Source organism: Streptomyces sp. NBC_00727 (assembly GCF_045161745.1).
Classification (GTDB): Bacteria; Actinomycetota; Actinomycetes; order Streptomycetales; family Streptomycetaceae; genus Streptomyces.
In genome coordinates this window covers 6,347,744-6,371,631 of the sequence record NZ_CP108981.1, presented here as the reverse complement: position 1 = coordinate 6,371,631, position 23,888 = coordinate 6,347,744, and the positions used below count along the sequence as shown (strand labels likewise).

Sequence of the window (23,888 nt, the reverse complement as noted above, 5' to 3'; positions counted from 1 at the left end):
TGTGAGGGTGCAAAGGTGACCACTGCCAGCGAGACCGCCCCCGCCGCGCAGAGTGCCGCAGCGCCGCCCGTGCTCGATCCCCGCCGCCGCAACATCGTCTTCGCCACGATCGTGCTGGGCATCCTGCTGGCCGCCCTGGACCAGACGATCGTCGGCACCGCGCTGCCGACGATCGTCTCGGACCTCGGGGGCGCCGCCCATATGTCGTGGGTGGTCACCGCCTATCTCCTCGCGGAGACCGTGGCGACGGTCCTGGTCGGCAAGTTCGGCGACCTGTTCGGGCGGAAGATCGTCTTCCAGCTGTCCGCGGTCATCTTCATCACCGGTTCGTTCCTCTGCGGGCTCGCGACGAACATGACGCTGCTGATCGTGTGGCGCGGCCTCCAGGGCATCGGCGCCGGTGGTCTGATGGTCACCTCGATGGCGCTGATCGCCGATGTCATCCCGCTGCGCGACCGGGGCAAGTACCAGGGCGCGATCGGTGCCGTCTTCGGCGTGTCGACGGTGATCGGTCCGCTGCTCGGCGGGCTGTTCACCGACCATCTGACGTGGCGCTGGGCGTTCTACGTCAATGTGCCGATCGCGATCGTGGTGGTCATCGCGGCGGCCCGTACGATCCCGTCCGTCAAGGCGGCCGGGCGGCCGGTCATCGACTACCTGGGCATCGCGATGGTCACCGTCGGGGCCAGCTCCCTGATCCTGGCCACCAGCTGGGGCGGCAACGAGTACGCCTGGGGCTCCGGCGTCATCATCGGCCTTTTCGTCCTCGGGCTCGCGGCGCTCGCGCTGTTCTGCCTGGTCGAGTACCGGGCGAAGGAACCGATGCTGCCGATGCGGCTCTTCGGCAACCCGGTCTTCACGGTCTGCTCGATCCTCAGCTTCATCGTCGGGTTCGCGATGCTCGGCGCGATGATCTTCCTGCCGACGTACCTCCAGTACGTGGACGGCGACTCGGCGACCCAGTCGGGTGTACGGACGCTGCCGATGGTCGTCGGTCTGCTCGCCGCGTCCATCTTCAGCGGCAACGTGGTCAGCAAGACCGGCCGCTACCGGATCTTCCCGATCATCGGCTCGCTGGTCATGGCGGCCGGTCTGTTCCTGCTCTCCCGGATGGGCCCGGACAGCGGGGTCTGGCTGGAGTCGCTGTACATGCTGGTACTCGGCATCGGCATCGGGCTCTCCATGCAGGTCCTGACGATCGCCGTGCAGAACACCGTCGACTACGCGGACCTGGGCACGGCGACCTCGGGCGTCACCTTCTTCCGTACGCTCGGCAGCTCCTTCGGCACCGCCGTGTTCGGCACGATCTACGCGAACGCGCTCGGGCCACACCTCAAGGACGGGATCACCGAGGCCGCGCGGGCGGGCGGCGACCCCGCCGTGCTGGCGAAGGCGTCCCAGAGCCCGGAGGGACTGCACGCCCTGCCCGCCGCCCAGTCGGAGCCGCTGGCCCAGGCCTACGCCGACACCCTGCACACGGTGTTCCTGTGGACGGTGCCCGTGGCGCTGCTCGGGTTCGTCGTCGCGCTGTTCCTCAAGCAGGTGAAGCTGCGGGACACCGTACGGGCGGGCTCGACGGACATGGGTGAGGGCTTCGCCTCGCCGAACACGCAGGACTCGGCGCGGCTGCTGGAGTTCTCGGTGGCCAAGGTGCTGCGTCGGGTGGAGCCGGAGACGGCACGGCGCATCGTCGCCGAGTCGGACACCAGGCTGGACATGGCGGGCGCCTGGGCGGTGATGCAGGTCGAGCTGTTCACGCGGATGGTCGGCCACGCCGGGCTCCGGCTGATCGCGGCCCGGCACCGGATCCCGCCGGAGGTCCTGGTCCCGGTCTTCGACCGCATGATCGAGGAGGGCTTCCTCACCGGCGACGGCCACCTCTTCGCGCACACCGCCGCCGGCAGCCGCGAGGCCCGGACCATCAACGACGCCTGGGCGCGCTGGCTCAACGAACAGCTGGGTGAGGACGGCGAGCGCCCGGACGACGCCCGGCTGCGCGCGGCGGTCGACGTGATCGCGAAGCGGCTGCTGGCGGAGGACCTGACGCAGGAGCTGGCTCCGGTGGCCCCGGCGGGCGCGCCGGTCTGAGGCCGTACGCGATCAGGCTGTCAGTCGGTGAAGACCGCGGTCTCGTAGACCCAGGCGCCCTCGTACCGGACGAAGCGGCTCTTCTCGTGCAGGGAACCGGCGCGCCCGCCCGCCGTGCAGTGGGCGCGGAAGGTGACCGTGCCGGTGGTGTGGAAGGCGCTGCCCTCCGTGGTCTCCAGGACCTCCAGGCCCTGCCAGCGCTGCCCGGGGTCGAGGTCGAGCACGTCGGGGCGGTGGTCCGGGTGCCAGGTGCGCAGCAGATACCCGGCGTCCCGGACGACGAAGGCGGCGTACCGCGACCGCATCAGCGCCTCGCACGTCGGCGCCGGAGCCCCCGCGTGCAGCCGGCCGCAGCACTCGGCGTAGGCGGCGGGCAGCCCGCAGGGGCACGGCGAAACCGCGCTGATCTCGGGGGCTGGGGTGGTGCGAGAGCTCGCGGCGGACGGGCGCCGGGAGCGGGAGGTGCGTCGGGACATGCGTCCATTGTGGCCTGCGGGGACGCCCTCGCCCGACGGAGGGCCTTTTGTCCGGGTCAGGTCAGCAGGAAGTCTGCCTGGCCGGCCTTGGCGCCCTGGATGAAGGCGGCGATCTCGTGGTGGGTGTAGATGAGGGCGGGGCCGTCGGGGTCCGCGGACTGGCGCATGGCGATTCTCCCGTCGGCCAGTTTCATGGCCTCGACGCAGTTGCCGCCGTTGCCACCGCTCCAGGGCTTGTACCAGCCCTCGGAGCCGAGGTCAGTGGCCGGCATGCCGTTGTATATGGGTGTCATCACAGCTCCTTGCGGAAGTCCCGGAGGAGTTCCTTCGTGCGTTGTGCAGTCGCGGCCTGGGCCGCCATGCGGTCCATGACCTCGAGGTAGGAGGCCACCTCCGGTCGAGCGTCGAAGTAGACGGCCCCGGTCAGGTACTCGCTGTAGACCATGTCGGGCAGTTCGGGGACGGCGAACCGGAAGAGCACGAACGGCCCGTACGTCCCCGGGTGGTGGCCGGTGGAGAACTCCGCGATCTGCAGAGTCACGTTGGGCATCGTGGTCGCTTCCAGGAGCTTGTCCACCTGGGCGCGCATGATCTCGTCACTGCCCACCGGACGGCGCAGAACGGTTTCGTCCATCACCACCCACAGGCGTGGGGCGTCCGGCCTGGTCAGCAGGGACTGCCGTTCCATCCGCAGCGCCACATGGCGCTCGATGTCCTCCGGCCGGGTCTGGCCGATGGCTCCGGTGCGCATCACGGTCCGCGCGTAGTCCTCGGTCTGGAGCAGTCCGGGGACGAAGTGCGGCTCGTACATGCGCAGGAGGCTCGCGGCCCCCTCCAGGCTGACGTACATGCTGAACCAGTCCGGCAGCACGTCGTGGAACCGCTGCCACCAGCCCGGCCTGTTGGCCTCCTCCGCGAGCTCGACGAACGCGTCGTTCTCCTCGTCGGAGATCCCGTAGGCCTTCAGCAGCGCCTGGACATAGGGGATCTTGAGAGCGACCTCGGCCGTCTCCATCCTGCGGACCGTCGCCGCGGTCACGCGCAGCACCTTGGCGGCCTGGTCCCGGCTCAGGTCGGCACGCTCCCGCAGGTCCTGCAGGCGCTTGCCGAGAACAACCTGGCCCACGGTCGGGGCGGACCGCGGTTCGCTCACTTCAGACCTCCCCATGCGCTGTATTGGGTGCAGTGTGCCATGTGCCTGCCGCCAAAGACACAGCCACTCTGGAATTTTCAGAGTGCCTCTTGCCAAGTGTGCGCGACAGGGGGAGAGTTGGTATCCGAATCAGTTGACCTGTCGTGCCCGTGGTCTTTTCGAAGATCGCGAAGCGTGACGCAGCCCCCACTGTGAGGATTCGGTCGTGGCACCTGGCAGTGCGCTCATCCCCCGGCTCATGGCTCTCAGCCCGGGGGCCGAAGCGCTCCGGTACTGCTTCGCGCTGCCCGCGCACCCCGAATCGGTCGCCGCCGCCCGGCGCCTGACGAAGGCCCGGCTCGGCGAGTGGCGCACGAGCGGCGACGAGCGCGACGCGGCGGTCCTGATCGTGTCCGAGCTGGTGACCAACGCGGTTGTGCACACGGCGAGCTCACGGGTGCTCTGCGAACTGCGGCGCCTGGACGGCCGGCTGCGCATATCCGTGCAGGACCAGGGGCGCCGGCCCGGAGGGCCGCAGTTGGGCAGAGGCTCCGACGACGAGCACGGACGCGGCCTGCTGCTCGTCGACTCACTGGCCGGCGCCTGGGGATCGCACGACGCCGGGGACCGCTCGGGCCGCATCGTCTGGGCAGAACTGCCGCACGGCTCGGAGCACTCATGCTGAAGAACGCCATGAACCACTTCCTGGGACACCGCCGCTCCCGCGAGCCGGTCGGCTCCCCCGGTTCCGGCCGGGTCCAGCTGCCGCTGCCCACGACGCTCTCGGCGAGCCTGGGCTGCGACGCGGTCGGGGTGCCCGCACGCCACGGCTTCCGCCTGATGTCCCATCTGCCGCGCACCGGCTGCGTCTTCGCGGACGCCGAGCGCTGGTGGTGGATCGTCCCGGCCGGCTCCGACCTCGATCTGGACTGGCCCGAGCAGGTCGCGTACGCGCGCGGAACGTGCGTACCCGCGGTGCGGCCCCGGCTGATCCACCAGCCCGACAGCCGTACGCCGTACACTCCGCCGATCCCGCTGTTCCTGATGGTCTGCCAGGTGACCGGCGTGACGCCGTCGTGGACCCAGGCGTACGGACCCCGAGCCGTCTCCGCGCCCTGACCGGGCCGCCGGTCCCGCCCTCCCCCACCCCGGTCACCCTGCGTTGTCAGTGGTCGGTTCTACTGTGGAACCACTGATCGAGAAGCCCGTGACATACGGGTTCAAGGGGTAGGAATGGGGGCGGTCCCTGTGGGTGCCGTGGAGTCTGCCGAGGACGCTGCGTCCCGGTTCGGGGAGACCGGGATCGACGAGGACACCTTCGTCCTGCCGGACAAGTGGCGGCGCCTGGTCCATCCCCGGCGCGGGGGCATCGCGCGGACGCCCGCCCGGGCGGACGAGAAGCTGCTGGACGCGGTCGCGCAGCGGACCGCCGAGGAGCAGGCGTGGATAAAGGAGTTCCTGGACGCGCCGCGCAGCGACGTCGCCCTCGTCGCCGAGGTACGGCGGCATCTGGACGGGGATCCCTCACCGGCCGGTGTGGCGGCCGTGGCGCAGATGACGGGAATGCACGCGCCGCCCGGGAACGCCTGGGCGGACAGCTGGGTGCGGCTGCACGGGCTGCCCTTCGCGGCCCTGGCCACGGTGGAGCTGTTCATGACCCGGCCGCACTACAAGCAGAGCGGTTCCCAGCGTTACGACGCGTGGCTGGAGGCATGGCCCCCGGACGGGGAGACGCAACCGTACTCCTCCTACGGCAGGGTCGCCGCCGACCGGGTGCGGGCCCTGCTCGCCGCCGCGGACGAGGAGACGTACCGGGCCACGGTCGAGGCGCTTTCCGCCTGCCGCACCGACACCCATCGGAAGGTCGTCGCGGCCTATCTGGCACCGAGCGAGACCGACTGGGTCGCGGAGCTGTGCACCGACCCGCGGACGACGGGTTCGGCCGACTCCGGCCTCCTCTCCCTGGTCTTCTGCTCGCTCGGTTCGCCCGAGCAGGCCGCCCTGTTCACGAAGGCCGCCGGTTTTGACCGGACCATGAGCGCGATCGCCACGGCCGCCGAGGGCATCGGGACAGCCGTCGTCCCGATGCTCGCCAAGGAGCTGGAGAAGGGGTACTTCTACGCGGAGACGAGGCGGCAGCTCGCCGATGTGTTCGTCGAGTTCCCCACGGACGCGGCGTTCCGCGCGCTGCTGGCCCAGGCGGACGACAAGCAGATCCGCCCGCCCCTCCTGGAGGCGATGCGCCGCTACCCGGCCCGGGCGCTGCGGCTGCTCGCCGCGGACGCCCGCGACCGGGCTGGGCTCCCGGCGACCTCTGCATCCGGACTGCTCCACGCGCACGTCGCCGGGCACCGCGCTCTCGCGGAGGCAGTGCTGCCGACGCTGGACGCCGACCTGGCGGAGATCGTCGAAGCCCTGCTGACGCCGGCGGACCGTGTCGCGGACGCTCCGGCCGACGCCCTTCCGGCCGTGCTGACGGCCCCGCCGTGGACCAGGGAGCGGACCAGGACCCGGCCCGTCGTCGTCGCCGGCCTCACGGCGGAGAGCGAGCAGGCCGTGGAGTGGCAGGACGGGGAGCGCGAGCAGTGGGCGGCCCGCAGCAGCTGGTACACCCGGCGGGAGCCGGTGGAGGACTGGGAGCAGACGCTCGCGTCGCTCCGCTACGGCCTCGACGCGTCGGACCTGCGGCCGGCCTGGATCTACGTCCACGGGCCCGAGGAGCGGGTAGCGCCCCTGCTCGACATCTGGGACCCCACCGATCTGTGGGACGGCGCGGACACGCTGAAGCCGGTGGCCGCCCGCTTCGGTCTCGCCGCCCTGCCCCTGCTGCTGCGCGCCGTACCGCGCCAGCCCAGCGCGCTCGCCCCGCTGCTGCTCCCCTTCGTCGACGCCCGGATCGCCGTACACATGGCCGACTGGGCGGTGCGGCTCAAGTCCACTGCCTCGGTGACCCGTTCCTGGTTCGAGCGGCACGGGGTACGGGCCGCGCCGCTGCTGGTGCCCGGCGCCGTCGGCAAGGCCGGTAACGCGCGGCGGGCCGCCGAACAGGCGCTGCTCCTGATCGCCACGCTGCACGGCGACGCGGTGGTGCGCGAGGCCGCCGAGGGGTACGGCGAGAAGGCTGCGGAGGCGGTGGCCGGGCTGCTGGCCGCCGACCCGCTGGAGCGGGCGCTGCCCGCCACCATGCCGGAGCTGCCGGGCTGGGCGAACCCCGCGCTGCTGCCGCAGGTCGCGGTCGCCTCGGGCGGGGCGCTGCCCGAGGAGTCGGTCCGCCACCTCATGACCATGCTGGCCCTGTCCAAGCCGGGCGAGCCGTATCCGGGCCTCGCCGACGTGGTAGGGACGGTGGACCCGGCCTCGGCCGCCGAGTTCGCCTGGGCGCTCTTCGAGCAGTGGCGCCAGGCACTCATGCCCGCCAAGGAGGCGTGGGCGCTGCACGCGCTGGGGGTGCTGGGCGACGACGGGACGGTGCGCCGGCTGACGCCGGTGATCCGGGCCTGGCCCGGCGAGAGCGCCCATCACCGGGCCGTGGAGGGCCTGGAGGTGCTCGCGGTGATCGGCACCGACTCGGCGCTGCTCCATCTGCACGGGATCTCCCAGCGGGTGAAGTTCAAGGCCCTGAAGGTGCGGGCCACCGAGAAGATCGCCGAGGTGGCGGCGGGTCTCGGGCTGACGGGCGACCAGCTCTCGGACCGGCTGGTGCCGGACCTCGGCCTGGACGCGGACGGCTCCACGGTCGTCGACTACGGCGGCCGGACGTTCACGGTGGGCTTCGACGAGCAGCTGCGGCCCTACGTCCGGGACAGCGACGGCAAGCAGCGCAAGGACCTGCCGAAGCCCGGGGCGAAGGACGACCCGGAGCTGGCACCGGCCGAACGCAAGCGCTTCATGGCCCTGAAGAAGGAGGTCCGGACGCTCGCCTCCGACCAGGTCCGCCGGCTGGAGGCCGCCATGGTGGCGGGCCGTTCCTGGACGGCCCGGGAGTTCACCGAGCTGTTCGTGGGCCACCCGCTGATGTGGCACCTGGTGCGCCGGCTGGTGTGGCTGAGCGACGCCGACGGGGTGACCACGGCATTCCGGGTGGCGGAGGACCGGACGTTCGCCGACAGGGAGGACGACGCCTTCGACCTGCCCGCCGGGGCGGCGGTGCGGCTGGCGCACCCGTTGCATCTGGGCGAGGCGGTGACCGCCTGGTCGGAGGTGTTCGCGGACTACGAGATCCTTCAGCCGTTCCCGCAGCTCGGGCGCCCGGTGTTCGCGCTGACCGACGAGGAGGCCGCCGGCCACCGCCTGGGGCGCTTCGAGGGGTTCGAGGTGCCCACGGGCAAGGTCCTCGGCCTGGAGCGGTTCGGCTGGCAGCGCGGGAACCCGGAGGACAACGGCGTGGAACGCTGGATCTCCAAGCCGCTGGGCGACGACCTCCACCTGGTGATCGCCCTCGGCGGGGGCATCGCGGTCGGCATGGTCGACGTGTACCCCGAACAGGTGCTGGAGACCGTCTGGCTCGACAGCCGGCCCTCCGACTACTGGGGCAGCCGCACCTACGACCTGCGGTTCGGCGAGCTGGACGCGGTGACGGCCTCCGAGCTGCTCGCCGACCTCGCCGCGCTCACCGAGGGCGCCGCGTCATGACCGTACGGGACGAGGCCCCCGCCGGACCGGGCGCGGCCGGTGCGGGGGCGCCGGTGCAGCGGCCGCCCGCCGAGGTGCGGTACGCGGGCGAGCTGGCCGCGCTCCGGGCCGGGGACCGCGATCCCCGGCCGCCGGGGTGGGAGCTGAGCCTGCGCGCGGCGCGGCGCTTCGTCGTCGGCGACCCGGAGGCGGGGATCAGCCGGAAGTTCGTCGGCAATCCGTCGCTCGTGGACCGGGCGCTGGTGACGCTGGCGACCAGCCGGGGTCTGATGCTCGTCGGGGAGCCGGGCACGGCCAAGTCCCTGCTGTCCGAGCTGATCGCGGCCGCGGTCAGCGGCGACTCGACGCTCACCGTGCAGGGCGGGGCCGCCACCACCGAGGACCAGATCAAGTACGGGTGGAACTACGCGCTGCTGGTCGCCGAAGGTCCCTCAACGCGTTCGCTCGTGCCCGCGCCGATGCTGCGCGGCATGGCGGAGGGGCGGCTCGTCCGCTTCGAGGAGATCACCCGCTGCCCGCTGGAGGTCCAGGACTCGCTGCTGTCCCTGCTCTCGGAACGGGTCGTGGCGATCCCCGAGCTGCCCGGCGCCGACGGCATGGTCTTCGCCCGCCAGGGTTTCAACGTCATCGCGACCGCCAACACCCGGGACCGGGGCGTCAACGAGATGAGTGCAGCGCTCAAACGCCGGTTCAACTTCGAGACCGTCTTCCCGATCCCCGACCTCGACACCGAACTGGACCTGGTGGAGGCCGAGGTGGCCAGGCTGCTGACCGGCTCGGGCGTGCAGCCGCCGCCCGACCGGGACGTGCTGGAGGTCCTGGTCGGCACCTTCCGTGAACTGCGCGCCGGGGCCGGGGCCAAGGACGGCCACGGTGGGGGCGGCGACCGGTCCACGGCGGTCATGAGTACGGCGGAGGCGGTTTCGGTCGCCCATGCGGTCGGGGTGCGCGGCTGGTACCTGCGCGGCGAGCCGGGCAACGCGGCCGATGTCGTCGCCTGCCTCGCGGGCACGGCGGCCAAGGACAGCCCCGAGGACCTGGCCCGGCTCCGCCGCTACCTCGAACAGCAGGCCGGACGCCGCCGCACCCCGCAGTGGCAGGCCCTGTACGACGCGCGCCATCTGCTGGACGACTGATGACCGCCGTCTTCCTGGGCGTCCGCCACCACTCCCCCGCCTGTGCCCGGCTCGTCGAGCGCACCATCGAGGAACTCCGGCCGGCACACGTCCTGGTCGAGGGACCGGCCGAGATGAACCCCCGTCTGGACGAGCTCCTCCTCGGCCACGAGCTGCCCGTCGCGGTGTTCAGCCACTACCGCGACGGGCGGCGCGCCGCGACGTCCTGGGCCCCACTGTGCGACTACTCCCCCGAGTGGGTGGCGCTGCGTGCGGGCCGGGCGGCGGGAGCGGAGGTCCGCTTCATCGACCTGCCCGCCTGGCACCCGGCGTTCGCCGAGCGCACCAACCGGTACGCCGACGCGGAGGTCCGGTACGCGCGGGCGACCGAGCGGCTCTGCGAGCAGTTCTCGGTGGACTCCCCGGACGCGCTGTGGGACCGCCTCTTCGAGGTCGAGCCGGACGAGGGCGTCGCGGAACGGCTCGACGCCTACTTCGCGCTGGTCCGCGGGGACGCGGAGGCGGACGCCGGGGACCGGGCGCGCGAGGCGTACATGGCGTCGTGGGTGCGAGCGGCGGTGGCCGCGGCGGACGGTGGCCCCGTCCTGGTGGTGACCGGCGGCTTCCATCAACCGGCCCTCCGCAGGCTCGTCTCGACGGGCGGCCCGGAGGCGGTGCGCGAGGCGGCGCCGGGCGTGGAGCTCGGCGCGGTACGGGACGTGGAGCACGACGCAGTGCCGGACGTGGAGCACGGCGCGGTACCGGGCTTCGAACTCGGCGCGGACGGCTGGCCGCTGGTGCCGGAGCCTCCGGCGGGCGCGGACGCGGGGAGCTTCCTCGTGCCGTACTCGTTCCGCCGGCTGGACGCCTTCGCGGGGTACGAGTCGGGGATGCCGTCCCCCGGCTTCTACCAGGAGGTCTGGGAGCGGGGCCCGCAGGAGGCGGCGGACCGGCTGCTGCGGACCGTCGTCGAGCGGTTGCGGGCGCGGAAGGTCCCGGTGTCGACGGCGGACCTCGTCGCCGCCCGCAGCCTGACCGAGGGGCTCACCGCCCTGCGCGGCCACCCCCGGACCGCCCGGATCGACGTGCTGGACGGCCTCGCGGGCGCCCTGATCACCGACGACCTGGACGGCCCGCTGCCGTGGACGGTCCGGGGCGCGCTCCGCGCGGGCACCCACCCCGTGGTCGTCGAGATCCTCGCGGCCTGCGGTGGCGCGCGCACCGGACGGCTGCACCCCGGCACACCGGCCCCGCCGCTCGTCCACGACGTGGCGGCCCAGCTGGACCGGCTCGGCCTGTCCGGCGACCCGGCCCGCGCCCCGAGCCTCGACCTCGCGGACCCGGGTGACCTGGAGCGCAGCCGGGCGCTCCACGGCCTGCGGGTGCTGGGCGTGCCCGGGTACGAACGGACGGCCGGGCCCGCCCACGGCGTCGACCCGGTGTTCACGGAGCGTTGGGAGCCCCGCCCGGCGGACGGCCGCGACGCGGCCCTGGTCGAGGCGGGTGCGTACGGGGCGACCCTGGCGGAGGCGGCGGCCGCGGTGCTCGCGGAGCGGGCCAGTGAGGAGACGGACGCCGGTGCGCTGGCCGCCGCCCTCTTCGACACCGTGCTCTGCGGGGTGAGCGGCCTCTCCGCGCACCTCCTGTCCGAACTGGGCGCCCGGGTCGGCGTGCTGGCCCAGCCGGGACCGCTCGGCGAGGTGCTGTCGACCGCGCTGGGCCTCTGGCGCCACGACCGGGTGTACGGGGTGGCCCGTGACCCTCTGCTCGCCGCCGTGATCGGCGGGGCGACGGACCGGCTGCTGTGGCTCCTGGAGGGCGCGCGGGGCCCCGGCGGGGTGGACCTGCCCCGCCTGCGCGCGGTCGTCGCGGTCCGGGACGCGCTGCGGCACGCTCCGGGCGTGTCGGGGCTGGACCGGAGTGCGGCGGCCGCGGTCGCCCGCCGCGTCGGCCGGGACGCCGGGGCGCCGTTCGACGTGCGGGGCGCCGCGTTCGGGCTGCACCACGTCCTGGCGGATCCTGCCGGGGCCTCGGACGGCACGGCGGACGCGGTGCGGGGGGTGGCCCTGTCGGGGGTGGAAGCCCTGGGCGACTGGCTGGCCGGTCTCTTCGCCGTGGCGCGGGACGAGGTGACGGCCGGGGTGCGCACGGACGCGGGCGGTGCGTCGGAGGGCGGAACCGGTGACGGGGCGCACCCCGTACCGGAGGGGGCGGGTTCGTTGGTCGGGGTGCTGGACGACGTGCTGTGCGGACTGCCCGAGTCGGCGTTCCTTGCCGGGCTGCCCGCCCTGCGTCAGGCCTTCGCGTTCTTCCCGCCGCGTGAACGGGAGCGGATCGCCGCGCAGTTGCTGGCGCGGCGCGGCCTGCGGGGCTCGGCGCGCGCCCTGTTGCGGACGACCGCAGACCCCTTGCTCATCGCCCGCGCCGGAGCCCTGGAGGACCGCGTGACCGGCCTGCTCGCCCGCTACGGACTCGACCGCCACGGAATCGGAGGAACCCCGTCGTGACCGGGCCCCTCACCCCCGCACCCGGCGCTGACGGCGCGCCCGGACCCGACCCCGGTCTGGAACGGTGGCGTCTCGTGCTCGGCTCACCCGCCGAGCGGCACACGGGTCCGCTCGGCCCCGGACGGGCCGGCCAGGACTCCGCGCTCAACTGGCTCTACGGACGTGACCCGGACCTGGCCCGGCGGGGCGTGCGGCGCGCGGGGGCGGCCCCGCGCACGGGCGGCACCGGCCCTTCCCCGGTGACCGCCGTGGACTGGCTCGACGACATCCACCGGCTCTTCCCCAAGGAGACCGTCGAGCGGCTGGAGCGGGATGCCGTCGAGCGGTACGGCATCCAGGAGATCGTCACCGATCCGGAGGTGCTGGAGCGGGTCGAACCGAGTGCCACGCTGCTGCGGGCCGTGCTGCGGACGAAGCACCTGATGAACCCGCAGGTGCTGCGCGCGGCCCGGCGGATCGTCGAATCGGTCGTCGCGCAACTGCTGGCCCGGTTGCGCCCCGAGGTCCGGCGGGCCTTCCACGGCACCCGTTCCCGCCGCCCCAGCCGTACCCCGCTCGCCCGGAACTTCGACTTCGACCGGACCGTACGGGCCAACCTGGCGCACTACCGGCCCGACGAGCGGCGCCTGCTCATCGAGCGGCCCCACTTCCACTCCCGTACGCGGCCGCAGGTGACGCGGTGGCAGTTGATCCTCCTCGTCGACCAGTCGGGCTCGATGGCCGGTTCGGTGATCCACTCCGCCGTGACGGCCGCCTGCCTGTGGGGGCTGCCCGGCCTCAAGACGCACCTCGTCGCGTTCGACAGCAACGTGGTCGATCTGACGGCCGATGTGACGGACCCGGTGGAGCTGCTGATGCGGGTGCAGCTCGGCGGCGGTACGGACATCGCGCGGGCCGTGGCCTACGCGGCGGACCTCGTGGAGAACCCGCGCCGCACGATCGTCGCGCTGATCACCGACTTCTATGAGGGCGGCGACGCCCACCGGCTGCACCGCACCGTGCGCGCGCTCGTGGAACAGGGCACCACCGTGCTCGGGCTGGCGGCCCTCGACGAGGACGCGAACCCGGACTACGACCGGGAGCTGGCCGGGCGGCTCGCCGAGGCGGGCGCGCACATCGGGGCGATGACGCCGGGCCGGCTGGCGGAGTTCGTGGCGGAGAGGCTGGGACGGTGACGGCGGGAACCGCGCCCTCGGCCGCGCACTCCACCGGCAGGCCCGATCTGCTGGCCCTCACCCCGGAGGCGCTGGCCGCGCTCACCAACCGGGGCCTCGTCAAACGCGCCGCGAAGGACCTGGACGCGGGCCTCGCGCCGGAGTTGACGACCGACACCGACGCGACGGTGCGCGCGGTCTTCCCCGACGGCACGGCCACCGTGCTGCCCGCCGGCGCCGGACTGGACGACGGGACCTGCGGGTGCGCCGCGACGGGCGTGTGCCGCCACCTCGTCGCGCTCGTCCTCGCGTACCGGCGCGGCGCGGCCGAAGCCCCTGCCGGGACGGCGCCCGCGGACTGGTCCCCGGGCGCCCTCGACGACGACACACTGGCGAATGCGCTGGGCGCGCGCCCGGTCGCGGCCGCGCGCCGCGTCCTGGGGCAGGGGTACTCCGCAGTGGTGCACCGGCCGACCCCGGAACGCCCCGAGCCGTGGGTGGAACTGCCGTCCTGCACGGTCCGTTTCCCGGTCCCGGACGAGATCGGTTACGCCACCACGGACGCCTCCGCCGCGCTGCGCGCCGAGGTCGTCGCGCTCGCCGTCTGGGCCTTCCGCGCCGCCGACGCGGCGGGGGCGGCGGAGCCCTCCGTCATCGTACGGGTGGGCGGCGGCGGTTCCGCGGGTGCGGCGGCGGAGGACGACGGTCCGCCACCCGAGGCCGGCGCGTCCCCCGCCGCGCTCACCGGCCTGGACGCCGCCGCCGCCCTGGTCGACGAACTGCTCCTGGAGGGCGCCGCCCAGGCCGGCCCCGTCCTGACCGGGGCACTGGCGCGAGCCCGTGACGTGCTCGCCGCCGACGCGCTGCACTGGCCCGCCGCCGCGCTGGCCGAACTCGTCGATCAGCTCACCGCGTACGCCGAGCGGGGCGCCGCCCACCGGCCGGAGCTGGTCGCCGCGCTGCTCACCGAGGTCCACGCCCGGCGGCTGGCCTCGGGCGTGCCCGGGGCGCTGGGCACGGGCGAGGCCGCGGACACTCCCCTGCGCCGGGTCCGGCTGACCGCGCTCGGCTGCCGGGTCCGGGGCACCGCCGAGTCCCTCGTCGCCGAGGTCCATCTCGCCCACCCGGACGCCGGGACGGTCCTGGTCCTCCGCAAACGGTGGGACGACGCGGCCACCGGCCACGCCCTCGTGGGACGGCGGCTGTTGTCCACCACTCTCGGGGCGCTCGCGACCGGCAGCCTCGTCAGCGAGAGCGTCCGGCGCACCGCGGCCCGCACGCTGACGATCTCCAGGGGCCGGCTGGGCGCCACCGCCGTCACACCGGTCGGCCGCTCTTGGACCCGGTTGCCCGCCCCGCTGCTCGTCGAGGACCTCGCCGCGCTCGCCGCCTCGTGGGAGGGCAGGCCGCCCCGGCTGATCCGCCCCCGGGTGGCGGCCGAGGGGGTCCGGGTGGTCGCCCTGTCCGAGGTCGAGGACATCGGCTACGACCCGGGCGAACAGCGCCTGGAGGCGGTGGTGCGCGACGCGGCGGGGAACCGCGCCGTGCTGTCCTCCGAGTACCGGCCGCAGTGCCCGGGGGCGCTGGACGCGCTGGCCGACGCCCTGCGGAGCGGGCCCACGCATGTCAGCGGCGAGGTCGTCCGGGAGGGCGGCGGCCTGCGGATCGACCCCATAGCGGTGCTCACACCGACCGGGGTGACCGTGCCCGACCTGGCACCGGGCGACGGAGCCGACGGCCTGGGCCTCATGGCGGAGCGGGCCCCGGGCCCGCTGACGGCCGCGCTGGACGAGGCGGTGGCGGCCCTCGCCGCGCTGGCCCACGGCGGGCTGCGCCGGCCGTCCGTCGCGGCCCTGCACCGGATCGGCGAAGCGGCCACCGCCCTGCACCGGACAGGGCTCGGGCGTGCTGCGGCCCTGCTGCGTGCCGTGCTGTCGGCGGCACGGGACGCGCCGGCGGCGGACGCGACAGCCGCGCCCGCCGCCTGGCTGGAGGCCCAGCTCCACATCCTGGCCGGCCGCGAACTCCTCGCGGCGGAGGGCGCCGTACCGCCGGGCTAGCCCAGGTACGCCAGCCCCGGGTGCGCCTTCGTGTAGCCGTCCAGCAGCCGGTGGGCGACGGAGACCGAGTCGACCAGGGGATGCAGGGCGAAGGCCCGGACGGCGTCCGCGCGTGATCCGCTCGCCGCCGCGTCGAGCACCGCGCGCTCGACGGCCTTCACCGAGGTGACGAGGCCGACCGCGTGATACGGCAGCGGGTCGACGGCGACCGGACGGGCGCCGTTGGCGTCGACCAGGCACGGCACCTCGATCACGGCGTCCGCGTCGAACACCGAGAGGGCGGACCGGTTGCGGACGTTGAGGATCAGGGTGGTCCGCTCGTCGCGGGCGATCGCCCGCATGAGGGCGAGGGCGACCTGCTCGTAGCCGCCGGAGTCCAGGTCGCTCGCCTCGCGCTCCCCCGCCCCGGCGACGTCCCGGTTCTCCGACATGTAGGTCGCCTCCCGCTCGGCGCGGGTGCGGTCCCAGGTGGCCAGGGCGGGGGTCGCCGGGTCCTTCATCCGGCCGTAGAAGCCCTCCTGCTGCTCGCGGAGGAAGGCGCCCCGGGTCTGCACGGCGTCCTGGTAGGCGCGGACGGCCTCGCGGTTGAAGTAGTAGTAGTGCAGGTACTCGTTGGGGATCGCGCCCAGCGAGCGCAGCCAGTCGGCACCGAACAGCCGGCCCTCCTCGAAGGAGTCGAGCAGGCCGGGGTCGGCGAGCAGGCGCGGGAGTTCGTCACGGCCCGCCACGTACAGCCCGCGCACCCAGCCGAGGTGGTTCAGGCCGACGTAGTCGACGCGGGCCAGGTCCGGGTCGGCGCCGAGGACGCGGGCGATGCGGCGGCCGAGGCCGACCGGTGAGTCGCAGATGCCGATGACGCGGTCCCCGAGATGCCGGGCCATCGCCTCGGTGACCAGGCCTGCCGGGTTGGTGAAGTTGATGACCCAGGCGTCCGGGGCGAGCCGGGCGACGCGCCGGGCCAGGTCGACGGCGACGGGAACGGTGCGCAGCCCGTACGCGATGCCGCCGGCGCCGACCGTCTCCTGGCCGAGGACGCCCTCGTCGAGCGCGACGCGTTCGTCGGCCGCCCGGCCCGCGAGGCCGCCGACGCGGATCGCGGAGAAGACGAAGTCGGCGCCGCGCAGGGCCTCGTCCAGGTCGGTCGTGGCGCGGACGGCGGGCGCGTCCGGGATGGACTCGGCCTGTTCGGCGAGGACCCGGGCGACGGCGGTGAGCCGGTCGGTGTCCGTGTCGTACAGGGTGACGGCCGTGACCCGGCCCTCGGCGTGGTCGGCGAGCAGCGCCCCGTACACCAGTGGAACCCGGAATCCGCCGCCGCCCAGAATTGTCAGCTTCACGCTTCCGCATGGTACGTGGAGCCCGGGGGCCGCCCGCTGGATCTTCGTCGGTCCGCGGGGCCCCGGCGCGGAGCGGCCCGGTGGCGGGGCGTCGTTTCCGCCCCGACCAACGGGCCGCCCCGCCATCGCGGGGGCCTCAGTCCCCGGTCCACCAGCGGCTCACGACGTGCCAGAGCCGGGCGGGTACGCCGGGCCTGCGCTGGCGGGGCACCCGGCCGGCGGCCGGCCCCTCGCCCGCGGCGCCGGTCAGCGCGTCCGCCGAGCCGTCGACGGTGGCGGTCGCCCCGGCCGGGCCGGCCGCCGCCGAGGTGTGGGCCGGGCCCCCGGCGACGGGCGCGCGGACCGGGGTGGGGGCGGTGTGCCGCACGGCGGACTGGATCTCCCAGTCCTGGCGGGCCGTGTTGGGCCTGCCCATGGCCGGTGGCTCGCGGTCGTCCTGCGGGGAGCGGGGGGCGAATTCCGCGGGGAGTTCGACGAGGTGTCGGCTCATGAAGTTGCCGACCCAGCGCAGCTCGCTCTCCTCCACCGCGAGTTCGAGGTCGGGCAGCCGCATCAGCAGGGCGTCCACGCCGACATCCGCGATGGCGCGGCCGATGTCCTGTCCGGGGCACTCGTGGGGGCCGCCGCTGAACGCGAGGTGCGAGCGGTTGCCCTCCATGTTGGCGGTCAGGTCGGGGCGTACCACGGGGTCGGTGTTGGCCGGTGCGATGCCGACGATCAGGGCGTCGCCGGCCTTGATGTGCTTCCCGCCCAGTTCGGTGTCGCCGACGGCCCAGCGGCCGAAGACGGCGGTGAACGGGGGCTCGTCCCACAGGGTCTGCTCGACCGCCTCGGGGACGGTCATGTGGCCGCCGCTGAGCCGGGCCCGGAAGCGCGGGTCGGTGAGGACCATGCGCAGGACGTTGGCGATCAGGTTGGCGGTGGCCTCGTAGGAGGCGATCAGGGTGAGCCGCAGGTGCTCGGCGACCTCCTGGTCGTTCATGTTCGCGGGGTGCTCGACGAGCCAGGTGGCGAAGTCGTCGGCGGGTTCGCGGCGGCGGCGCTCGACGAGGCGGGTGAGCGCTCCGACCACGTAGGCGTTGCTCTGGACGGCGGTGGCGGTGCCCTTGATCATGTCGCGGGCCGCCTCCACCATCCGGTCGTTGTACTCCTCCGGCATGCCGAGGATGGCGCACATGACCATCATGGGCAGCCGTTCGGCGAACTCGGCGACGAGGTCGGTGCGGCCCTCGCGGCAGAAGCTGTTGACGAGCCGGTTGCTGTAGCGGTTGACGTGGCGCCGCACCCCACGGGTGTCGATGCGGGCCATGGAGTCGGTGACGGCACCGCGCTGGCGCTCGTGGGTGGCGCCGTCGGCGAAGACGCAGATCGGCTGCCAGGTGAAGATCGGGGCCAGCGGGTGGTCCGGCGCGACGCTGCCGTCCTGCAGGGCCCGCCAGCGTCGCGAGTCGCGGGAGAACTGCGACGGCGTACGGGTCATGTGCAGGTTCTCGCTGTGGCCGAGTACCAGCCAGGCGGGCACGTCGCCGTGCAGCAGGACGGGGGCCACCGTGCCGTGTTCGGCGCGCAGCTTCTCGTGCAGGCCGCGCGGGTCCTGCTCGGCCTCGGGGCCGTAGAGCCGGCGCAGACCGCCGGGGCCGACGCCCAGGCCGTGGGCCGGGCACTCGGGGGGCGGGACCGGGCCGTGCTCGTAGGGGAAGGGGCTTGTCACGATCGCTCCAGGGGTCGGGCCGCGGGGGGCCGGACGGACGGGGGCGCGGTGGGGACGCGCGGAACGGGTTCGGGAAGGGGGCGCGGGCGGGTCAGCCGAGCGGGAGGGCCAGGCTGTGCAGGTAGCGCATCAGGGTCATCAGCACATCGCGGCTGGAGACGCGCAGCCGGGCGTCGCAGTCGATTATCGGAACCTCTTCGGGGAGGTCCAGGGCTGCCCGCAGCGCCTCGACGGGGTACTTCGGAGCCTCGGGGAACGTGTTGATGGCGACGACGAACGGCACCCCCCGCTCCTCCAGGCGCCCGATGACGTCGAAGCTGGTTTCGAGCCTGCGGGTGTCGACGAGGACGACGGCGCCGAGCGCGCCCTCGAACAGGCCGTTCCACAGGAACCAGAAGCGTTCCTGGCCCGGGGTGCCGAAGAGGTAGAGGATCAGCTCCTCACTGATGCTGATGCGGCCGAAGTCCATGGCGACGGTGGTGGCGGTCTTGCTCTCCACCCCGGAGTTGTCGTCCACGCCGACGCCGGCCTGGGTCATCGTCTCTTCGGTGGTCAGCGGCCGGATCTCGCTGACCGAGCCGACCATGGTCGTCTTGCCGACCCCGAACCCTCCGACGATCACGACCTTCACCGCGGCGGTGGCCGTGGTGGGCAGGACGTCCTCGCTGCGGGGGCCCGTGATCGTGTCAGAGTTTCTGAAGTCCATGCATCACCGCTTCGAGGAGGGACCGGTCCGGGAGGGTCGCGCGGACGATCGGCGCGCGCGATTCGATCAGTCCGGTGGCGAGGAGTTCGGTGAGGAGCGAGGTCACCACGCTGAACGGCAGGCTGAGGTAGGCGGAGAGTTCCGCGACGGATAACGGTGCCTGGCAGAGCCGGAGGATCACGGCCTGCTCGGGCTGGACCGTGGGTGACGGCTCCGACTTCGAGACGATCATCGTGACCAGGTCGAGCGCTGCCCGCTCGCTGCCGTCGGGATCGCCGGTGATGACGTAGAGCCGCTCCGGGTCACTCAGTGCCGGGTCGGCCCTGCGGCGTTCTCGTCGGGGAGAGCTCATCCGGCCTGCCCGTCGTGTCGGGGCGGGCTCGTGAGGTGGCCGCCGATCCGTACGACCATGTCGCGCATCCGCGACCCGACGAGTCCGGCGTCGACCGTCTCGCCGGCGAGTACGGCGAGATAGGCGCCCGCCCCGGCGGCCATCAGGTAGAAGAAGCCGCCGGTGACCTCGATGACGACGAGCCTCATCCGGCCGTCGCTGTACGGGATCTCGGAGGCGACGGCCGCCGCCAGGCTCTGCAGGCCGGCGCAGGCCGCCGCGAGCCGGTCGGCGACATCGGGGTCGCCGCCGTGCCGGGCGATGCGCAGACCGTCCGCGGAGAGGACGACGATCTGGTGGATGTCCGGGACGTCGTCGGCGAGCTCCTTGAGCATCCAGTCCATGTTTCCCCGCTGCTGGATCACTGCAGATCTCCCTTGTCCCACGCGTCGTCAGAGTCTTCGTCCGCCCTGGGCTCCTGGGGCACTCCGTTGGCGGCCTTGGTGAACGCCTCCAGCCAGATACCGGGGGGCGGTTCCTTGCTGTTGTCCTGGCCGGGCCCGTAGCCGTGGCCGTTGGTGCGGCCGGCGGTGGGGTCGGCGGCCTGTGCGGGGAGGTTGTGCGAGCCGAGCGGTGCGCGGCCCCGGCTGCGGCGCTGCGGGAGTCCGCCGGCGGTCCACTCGGTCACGACGGGCAGGTCGTCCTCCATGGCGACGGCCGGGATGACCGGACGGGGCTGCTCGGAGACCACCGGGCCGGTCGCCGGGCGGGCGGCGACGGGGCTGGGCTTGCGGCGCTTGCCCCGGGGCGGCACGACGTGCTGCATGTCTGCGAGGTCGATGTCACTGGTGGGCCGCGAGGTGGCGCCGATGCCGTGGGCGATGCCGGGCGCCGGGCCGGTGGTGATCATGGCGCCGGGCACGATGAGCACGGCGCGCACACCGCCGTACGCGGACTGCCGCAGCGAGACCTGGAGGTCGTACATCCGCGCCAGGCGGCCGACGACGGCCATCCCGAGGCGGGGGGACTCGCCGAGGTCGTTCATGCTGGAGCCGGCCTGGGCCCTGGCGAGCATGTTCTCGGCGCGGGCGCGGGCCTCCTCGCTGAGGCTGACGCCGCCGTCCTCGATCTCGATGGCGATGCCGGTCTGCACCTCGACCGCGGTGACGTGCACGCGGGTCTGCGGCGGCGAGTAGCGGGTGGCGTTGTCGAGCAGTTCGGCGCAGGCGTGGATGAGCGGTTCGACCGCGGTGCCGATGATGGCGACCTTGGCGATCGAGTGCAGATCGACGCGCGGGTACTCCAGGATGCGCGACATGGCACCGCGCAGCACGCTGAACAGCGGTACGGGCTTGGGCCACTGGCGGCTGGGCCGTGCGCCGCCGAGGACGGCGATGGAGTCGGCGAGCCGGCCGATCAGCGCGGTGCCGTGGTCGATGCGGAGCAGGTCGTCGAAGACGTCGGGGTTGCGCCCGTGGTGCTCCTCCATCTCCCGCAGCTCACTGGCCTGCCGGTGGACGATCGCCTGGACGCGGCGGGCGACGTTGACGAAGGCGCGCTGCGCGGAGTCGCGGGTCGCCTCCTCGTTGTCGATGATGTCGAGGACGGTGTAGACGAGGGAGCGCTGGGCGTCGGGCAGGTGGCGGTAGACCGGGTCGGAGTCCACCACGTCGCGCAGCACCTCGTCGGGCGAATTGCCCACGCGCAGACGGTGGATGGCGGACGGCAGCAGCTCCTTGCTGATGCGGACGGTCTCTTCGTCGTGCTCGGCGATGCGCCGTTCCAGGGCGGAGACGCGCTGTTGGTACTCGGTGTTCCGGCGGCGGATCGTCCGGCCTCGGCGGGCGATCTCCACGGCGAGTGCGGCGACCACGACGGTGGCGAACGCTCCACACCAGACGACTGCTATCCGCGCGGGCTCGGCGACCAGCGCCGCCGCGGCGGCGGTTGCGCCCGCCATCACGACGACGGGCAGCAACAGGGCGCGGGCGACGGGGGCTTCCCGGCCGGCCTGCGGTGATTCAACACGGGCCATCTGAACCTCTGGCGGTTGATTCGGGCTGTATTCCGGAGATTCGGCGCTTGTATGAACGAAGGGAACAAGCGCGCGAATTCATCTCAACTCGGCTTCACTGCGCGTGAGCTTAGTCAGATCGAATCAGCGCTTTCACACATTCCTCCAACCCCCTGCGCGAGCGCTTCCGCGGTAGTACGCTCACGAGTTTTTGCACGCACCGCCTCCGCGCGTGTGCGGGGAGTGACGGGGCGGAGAAATGGGAAGAATCGCCCCGCGAGGCCATGCATGGGCACATACGAGCGAAGGGGCTCGTACGAGTGATGCCGGTACCGCGGGCCGGGTCAGCGGCGGGCGCCGCCGATGCGCCCCTCCAGCTGCACGAGCAGTTCGCTGAGCTGTGCGCTCAGCCGGTCGCGGGACTCGGCGTCGAGACCGGAGAGCACCGCGCGTTCGTACGCCAGCTGCCGGGGCAGCAGCCCGTCGACCAGGTCGCGACCCTCGTCGGTGAGGCGTACGTAGGCGACCCTGCGGTCCCGCTCGTCGCCGCGCCGGGAGATCAGGCCGCGCTCCTGGAGGACCCGCAGCCGCTTGGTGACGGCGGCCCCGGAGGAGAAGGTCTCCCGGGCCAGTTCACCGGGGGTCAGTTCACGGTCGGTACGGCGTACGGCTCCGAGCAGGTCGAACTCGGCGCGGGTCAGGCCGGCCGCCCGCAGCGGAGCGTCCTCGGCCTGCTGGAGCAGCGCGGAGCAGCGGTTGATCCGGCCGATGAGCTCCATGGGCCCGGTGTCGAGGTCCGGGTTCACGGCCTGCCACTGCCGGACCACCGAGGCGACGATGTCGTCGGTCACACCGCTCCGTTCTCCTGGGCGGGGACGGTCGGCCCTCGCCGTTTCGCTGTCGCCGCGAGCGTACGGTGTCCGGCCTGCTCGGCCGCGAGCACCGCCTCCTGGGACAGGGCGGGCTGCCACCACTCGCCGGCCGCGGTGTCGTCCGCCTCGCGCAGCTCGACCAGCGACCCGGTGAGCCGGCGGCGGGCGGCGTCCAGGGCGGCCGGGGTGGGCTCGGGCGCGGCGAGGGTCCGCACGGCGTGGGTGCGGGCCAGTTCGGCGGCGGCCAGCGCGCGCTCGACGCGGCCGGTGGCGCGGCGGTTGGTGACGAGCACGGCGGCGAGGAAGCCGACGGCCGCGCCGATGACGGTGTCCAGGACCCGGTCGCCGATCAGCTCACCGGCCGGGTGGCTGCCCGCGTACTCCAGGACGAGCAGTGCCATCGGGGTCACCGCGACGGAGCCGAGCCAGTAGTTGCGGGTGATCAGCGCCTCGGCCGCGAAGCCGAAGAGGAGGCAGAAGCCGATGAGGGCGAGCGGGGTGGTCCGGGCGGCCGGGAGAACGGCGGCGAAGACGAGGACGCCGATGAGGTTGCCCAGGGTGCGCTGGAGCGTCCGGTTCCAGGAGAGCGTGACGTTGGCCTGGTAGAGCGAGGCGGCGGTGACGATCGCCCAGTAGGGGCGGCCGACGCCCACGGCGGAGCAGACGTAGCCGGCCAGGGCGCAGCCGACGAGCGTGCGGGCGGCGACCGGGAGCAGCGGGGAGCCGGGGGCGAGGCCGCGCAGCAGCGTACGGAACGAGCCGCGGCGGGCGGCGCGTTCGGCGTCGACGCCGAAGAGTTCTTCGCCGGTGCCGGGGGCGGGCGGCGGGGTGGGGACGGGACCGCGGGCTCGGGTGAGCCGGGCCCACTCGCGCAGCCGGGCGGCATCGGCGGGGTCGGGCGCGCTCGCGAGGACCGAGGTCTCGGCGTGGACGACCAGGCGTTCCAGGGCCCGGCGCACCTCGGTGGGGCGGCCGGCGGCGAGAAGGGTCTGCCAGGCGGCGTGCACGGCGGTGACGGCGGAGCGCCGGGTGGTGTGGCCGGGGTCGGCGGCGTGCGCGGCGGCGGCGTTCAGGGCGCGGGCGGTCGCGCGGCGTTCGGGTCCGTCGCGGCGGACGAGCGCGGGGGCGACGACGGCGACGAGCCAGGCGACGGCGCCCGCGCCGAGGGTGAGGGCGAGGTGGCCGGGGATCTGGCCGGGCGTCTGGGGGACGAAGAGGGCGGCGGAGCTGACAAAGGTGAAGATCACCGGTCCGGGCGGCCCGATCCGGGTCGCGTCGCACAGCAGCTTCTGCCCGGCGGCCAGGAGCGCGCCGACGGCGATCAGGACGGCGGCGGAGCCGGTGAGCGAGGCGACGACGAGGGCGGTGCCGAGGCCGAGGGTCATGCCGAGGACCACCCCGGCGACGGTGCCGGCTCGGCGGGCGTACGGGAGGTTGTGGCCGTACAGCGCGCAGAGCGAGCCCGCCATCGTGTACATCACCAGGTCGAGCCGGCCGAGGGCGAAGAGCACCAGGTTGGGTATGGCGGTGGCCACGACCACGCTGGTGGCGGGCTTGAACCACATGTCGGAGGGCCGGTTCAGGCGCAGCGGGCCGGTCAGTGGGAGCCGGCGGACGGCGGGCCGGGAAGGCCTGATGGTTGTATCGCTCACCCATATACGTTAACAGGTATTACACAAGTAAAACACCTGGAGCGGGACCTACCCCTTGACACGGAGCCGCCCGCGCTCCTCGGGCGAGGGGCGCGGGCGGT

General features: G+C 73.7%; 19 protein-coding genes. 8 read left to right on the top strand and 11 right to left on the bottom strand.

The window, feature by feature from the left end; translation table 11 throughout:
* Window positions 1-15: 15 nt before the first annotated feature.
* Window positions 16-2,088 (top strand): MDR family MFS transporter, encoded by a 2,073-nt coding sequence (locus OG242_RS28745; protein WP_405900915.1) that lies wholly within the window; start codon window positions 16-18, stop codon window positions 2,086-2,088.
* 20 nt (window positions 2,089-2,108) lie between these two features.
* Here OG242_RS28745 and OG242_RS28740 read toward each other — a convergent pair whose 3' ends face one another.
* From OG242_RS28740 to OG242_RS28730, 3 genes are read right to left on the bottom strand one after another with little or no spacing between them, the layout of a single operon-like run.
* A complete protein-coding gene (locus tag OG242_RS28740; protein WP_405900914.1) occupies window positions 2,109-2,564 on the bottom strand; it encodes a YchJ family protein in 456 nt (151 codons plus the stop codon).
* Window positions 2,565-2,620: 56 nt separating this feature from the next.
* Window positions 2,621-2,857: a DUF397 domain-containing protein gene (locus tag OG242_RS28735; protein WP_405900913.1), complete on the bottom strand. Its 237-nt coding sequence runs from the start codon at window positions 2,855-2,857 to the stop codon at window positions 2,621-2,623.
* Window positions 2,857-3,717 (bottom strand): helix-turn-helix domain-containing protein, encoded by an 861-nt coding sequence (locus OG242_RS28730; protein WP_405900912.1) that lies wholly within the window; start codon window positions 3,715-3,717, stop codon window positions 2,857-2,859. The genes OG242_RS28735 and OG242_RS28730 overlap by 1 nt, the downstream gene beginning before the upstream one ends.
* A 205-nt stretch (window positions 3,718-3,922) precedes the next feature.
* Here OG242_RS28730 and OG242_RS28725 point away from each other — a divergent pair, with 205 nt between their 5' ends.
* The 7 genes from OG242_RS28725 to OG242_RS28695 all read left to right on the top strand — a co-directional run bounded on the left by OG242_RS28725 (window position 3,923) and on the right by OG242_RS28695 (window position 15,164).
* Window positions 3,923-4,381, top strand: coding sequence for an ATP-binding protein (locus OG242_RS28725; protein ID WP_405900911.1), 459 nt, complete (start codon window positions 3,923-3,925; stop codon window positions 4,379-4,381).
* A complete protein-coding gene (locus OG242_RS28720; protein WP_405900910.1) occupies window positions 4,375-4,815 on the top strand; it encodes a hypothetical protein in 441 nt (146 codons plus the stop codon). The genes OG242_RS28725 and OG242_RS28720 overlap by 7 nt, the downstream gene beginning before the upstream one ends.
* 138 nt (window positions 4,816-4,953) lie before the next feature.
* Entirely contained in the window at window positions 4,954-8,328 is a 3,375-nt protein-coding gene (locus tag OG242_RS28715) for a DUF4132 domain-containing protein (RefSeq protein WP_405900909.1), read from the top strand.
* Window positions 8,325-9,464: an AAA family ATPase gene (locus OG242_RS28710; RefSeq protein ID WP_405900908.1), complete on the top strand. Its 1,140-nt coding sequence runs from the start codon at window positions 8,325-8,327 to the stop codon at window positions 9,462-9,464. The genes OG242_RS28715 and OG242_RS28710 overlap by 4 nt, the downstream gene beginning before the upstream one ends.
* Window positions 9,464-11,950 (top strand): DUF5682 family protein, encoded by a 2,487-nt coding sequence (locus tag OG242_RS28705; RefSeq protein ID WP_405900907.1) that lies wholly within the window; start codon window positions 9,464-9,466, stop codon window positions 11,948-11,950. Before OG242_RS28710 ends, OG242_RS28705 begins: the two co-directional genes overlap by 1 nt.
* On the top strand, window positions 11,947-13,125 hold the full coding sequence (locus OG242_RS28700; protein ID WP_405900906.1) for a VWA domain-containing protein: 1,179 nt from the start codon (window positions 11,947-11,949) through the stop codon (window positions 13,123-13,125). The genes OG242_RS28705 and OG242_RS28700 overlap by 4 nt, the downstream gene beginning before the upstream one ends.
* Window positions 13,122-15,164 carry a hypothetical protein gene (locus OG242_RS28695; RefSeq protein WP_405900905.1) on the top strand — a complete coding sequence of 681 codons (2,043 nt, stop codon included), beginning with the start codon at window positions 13,122-13,124 and terminating at the stop codon, window positions 15,162-15,164. The genes OG242_RS28700 and OG242_RS28695 overlap by 4 nt, the downstream gene beginning before the upstream one ends.
* Here OG242_RS28695 and OG242_RS28690 read toward each other — a convergent pair.
* The 8 genes from OG242_RS28690 to OG242_RS28655 all read right to left on the bottom strand — a co-directional run bounded on the left by OG242_RS28690 (window position 15,161) and on the right by OG242_RS28655 (window position 23,787).
* Window positions 15,161-16,501, bottom strand: a complete 1,341-nt coding sequence (locus OG242_RS28690) for a 6-phospho-beta-glucosidase (protein WP_405900904.1) — start codon at window positions 16,499-16,501, stop codon at window positions 15,161-15,163. The two genes, OG242_RS28695 and OG242_RS28690, sit on opposite strands and share 4 nt — an antisense overlap.
* A 136-nt stretch (window positions 16,502-16,637) precedes the next feature.
* On the bottom strand, window positions 16,638-18,212 hold the full coding sequence (locus OG242_RS28685) for a cytochrome P450 (RefSeq protein WP_405900903.1): 1,575 nt from the start codon (window positions 18,210-18,212) through the stop codon (window positions 16,638-16,640).
* A gap of 91 nt (window positions 18,213-18,303) precedes the next feature.
* Entirely contained in the window at window positions 18,304-18,918 is a 615-nt protein-coding gene (locus OG242_RS28680; RefSeq protein WP_405900902.1) for a GTP-binding protein, read from the bottom strand.
* Window positions 18,899-19,270, bottom strand: a complete 372-nt coding sequence (locus OG242_RS28675; protein ID WP_405900901.1) for a DUF742 domain-containing protein — start codon at window positions 19,268-19,270, stop codon at window positions 18,899-18,901. Before OG242_RS28675 ends, OG242_RS28680 begins: the two co-directional genes overlap by 20 nt.
* The gene (locus OG242_RS28670) at window positions 19,267-19,674 is read right to left on the bottom strand and encodes a roadblock/LC7 domain-containing protein (protein ID WP_360850503.1); all 408 of its coding nucleotides are present in this window, start codon (window positions 19,672-19,674) and stop codon (window positions 19,267-19,269) included. Before OG242_RS28670 ends, OG242_RS28675 begins: the two co-directional genes overlap by 4 nt.
* Window positions 19,671-21,284 (bottom strand): sensor histidine kinase, encoded by a 1,614-nt coding sequence (locus OG242_RS28665; RefSeq protein ID WP_405900900.1) that lies wholly within the window; start codon window positions 21,282-21,284, stop codon window positions 19,671-19,673. Before OG242_RS28665 ends, OG242_RS28670 begins: the two co-directional genes overlap by 4 nt.
* A 323-nt stretch (window positions 21,285-21,607) precedes the next feature.
* The gene (locus OG242_RS28660) at window positions 21,608-22,114 is read right to left on the bottom strand and encodes a MarR family winged helix-turn-helix transcriptional regulator (protein ID WP_405900899.1); all 507 of its coding nucleotides are present in this window, start codon (window positions 22,112-22,114) and stop codon (window positions 21,608-21,610) included.
* Complete coding sequence (locus OG242_RS28655; RefSeq protein WP_405900898.1) at window positions 22,111-23,787, bottom strand: FUSC family protein; 1,677 nt, start codon at window positions 23,785-23,787, stop codon at window positions 22,111-22,113. The genes OG242_RS28660 and OG242_RS28655 overlap by 4 nt, the downstream gene beginning before the upstream one ends.
* Window positions 23,788-23,888: the final 101 nt, after the last annotated feature.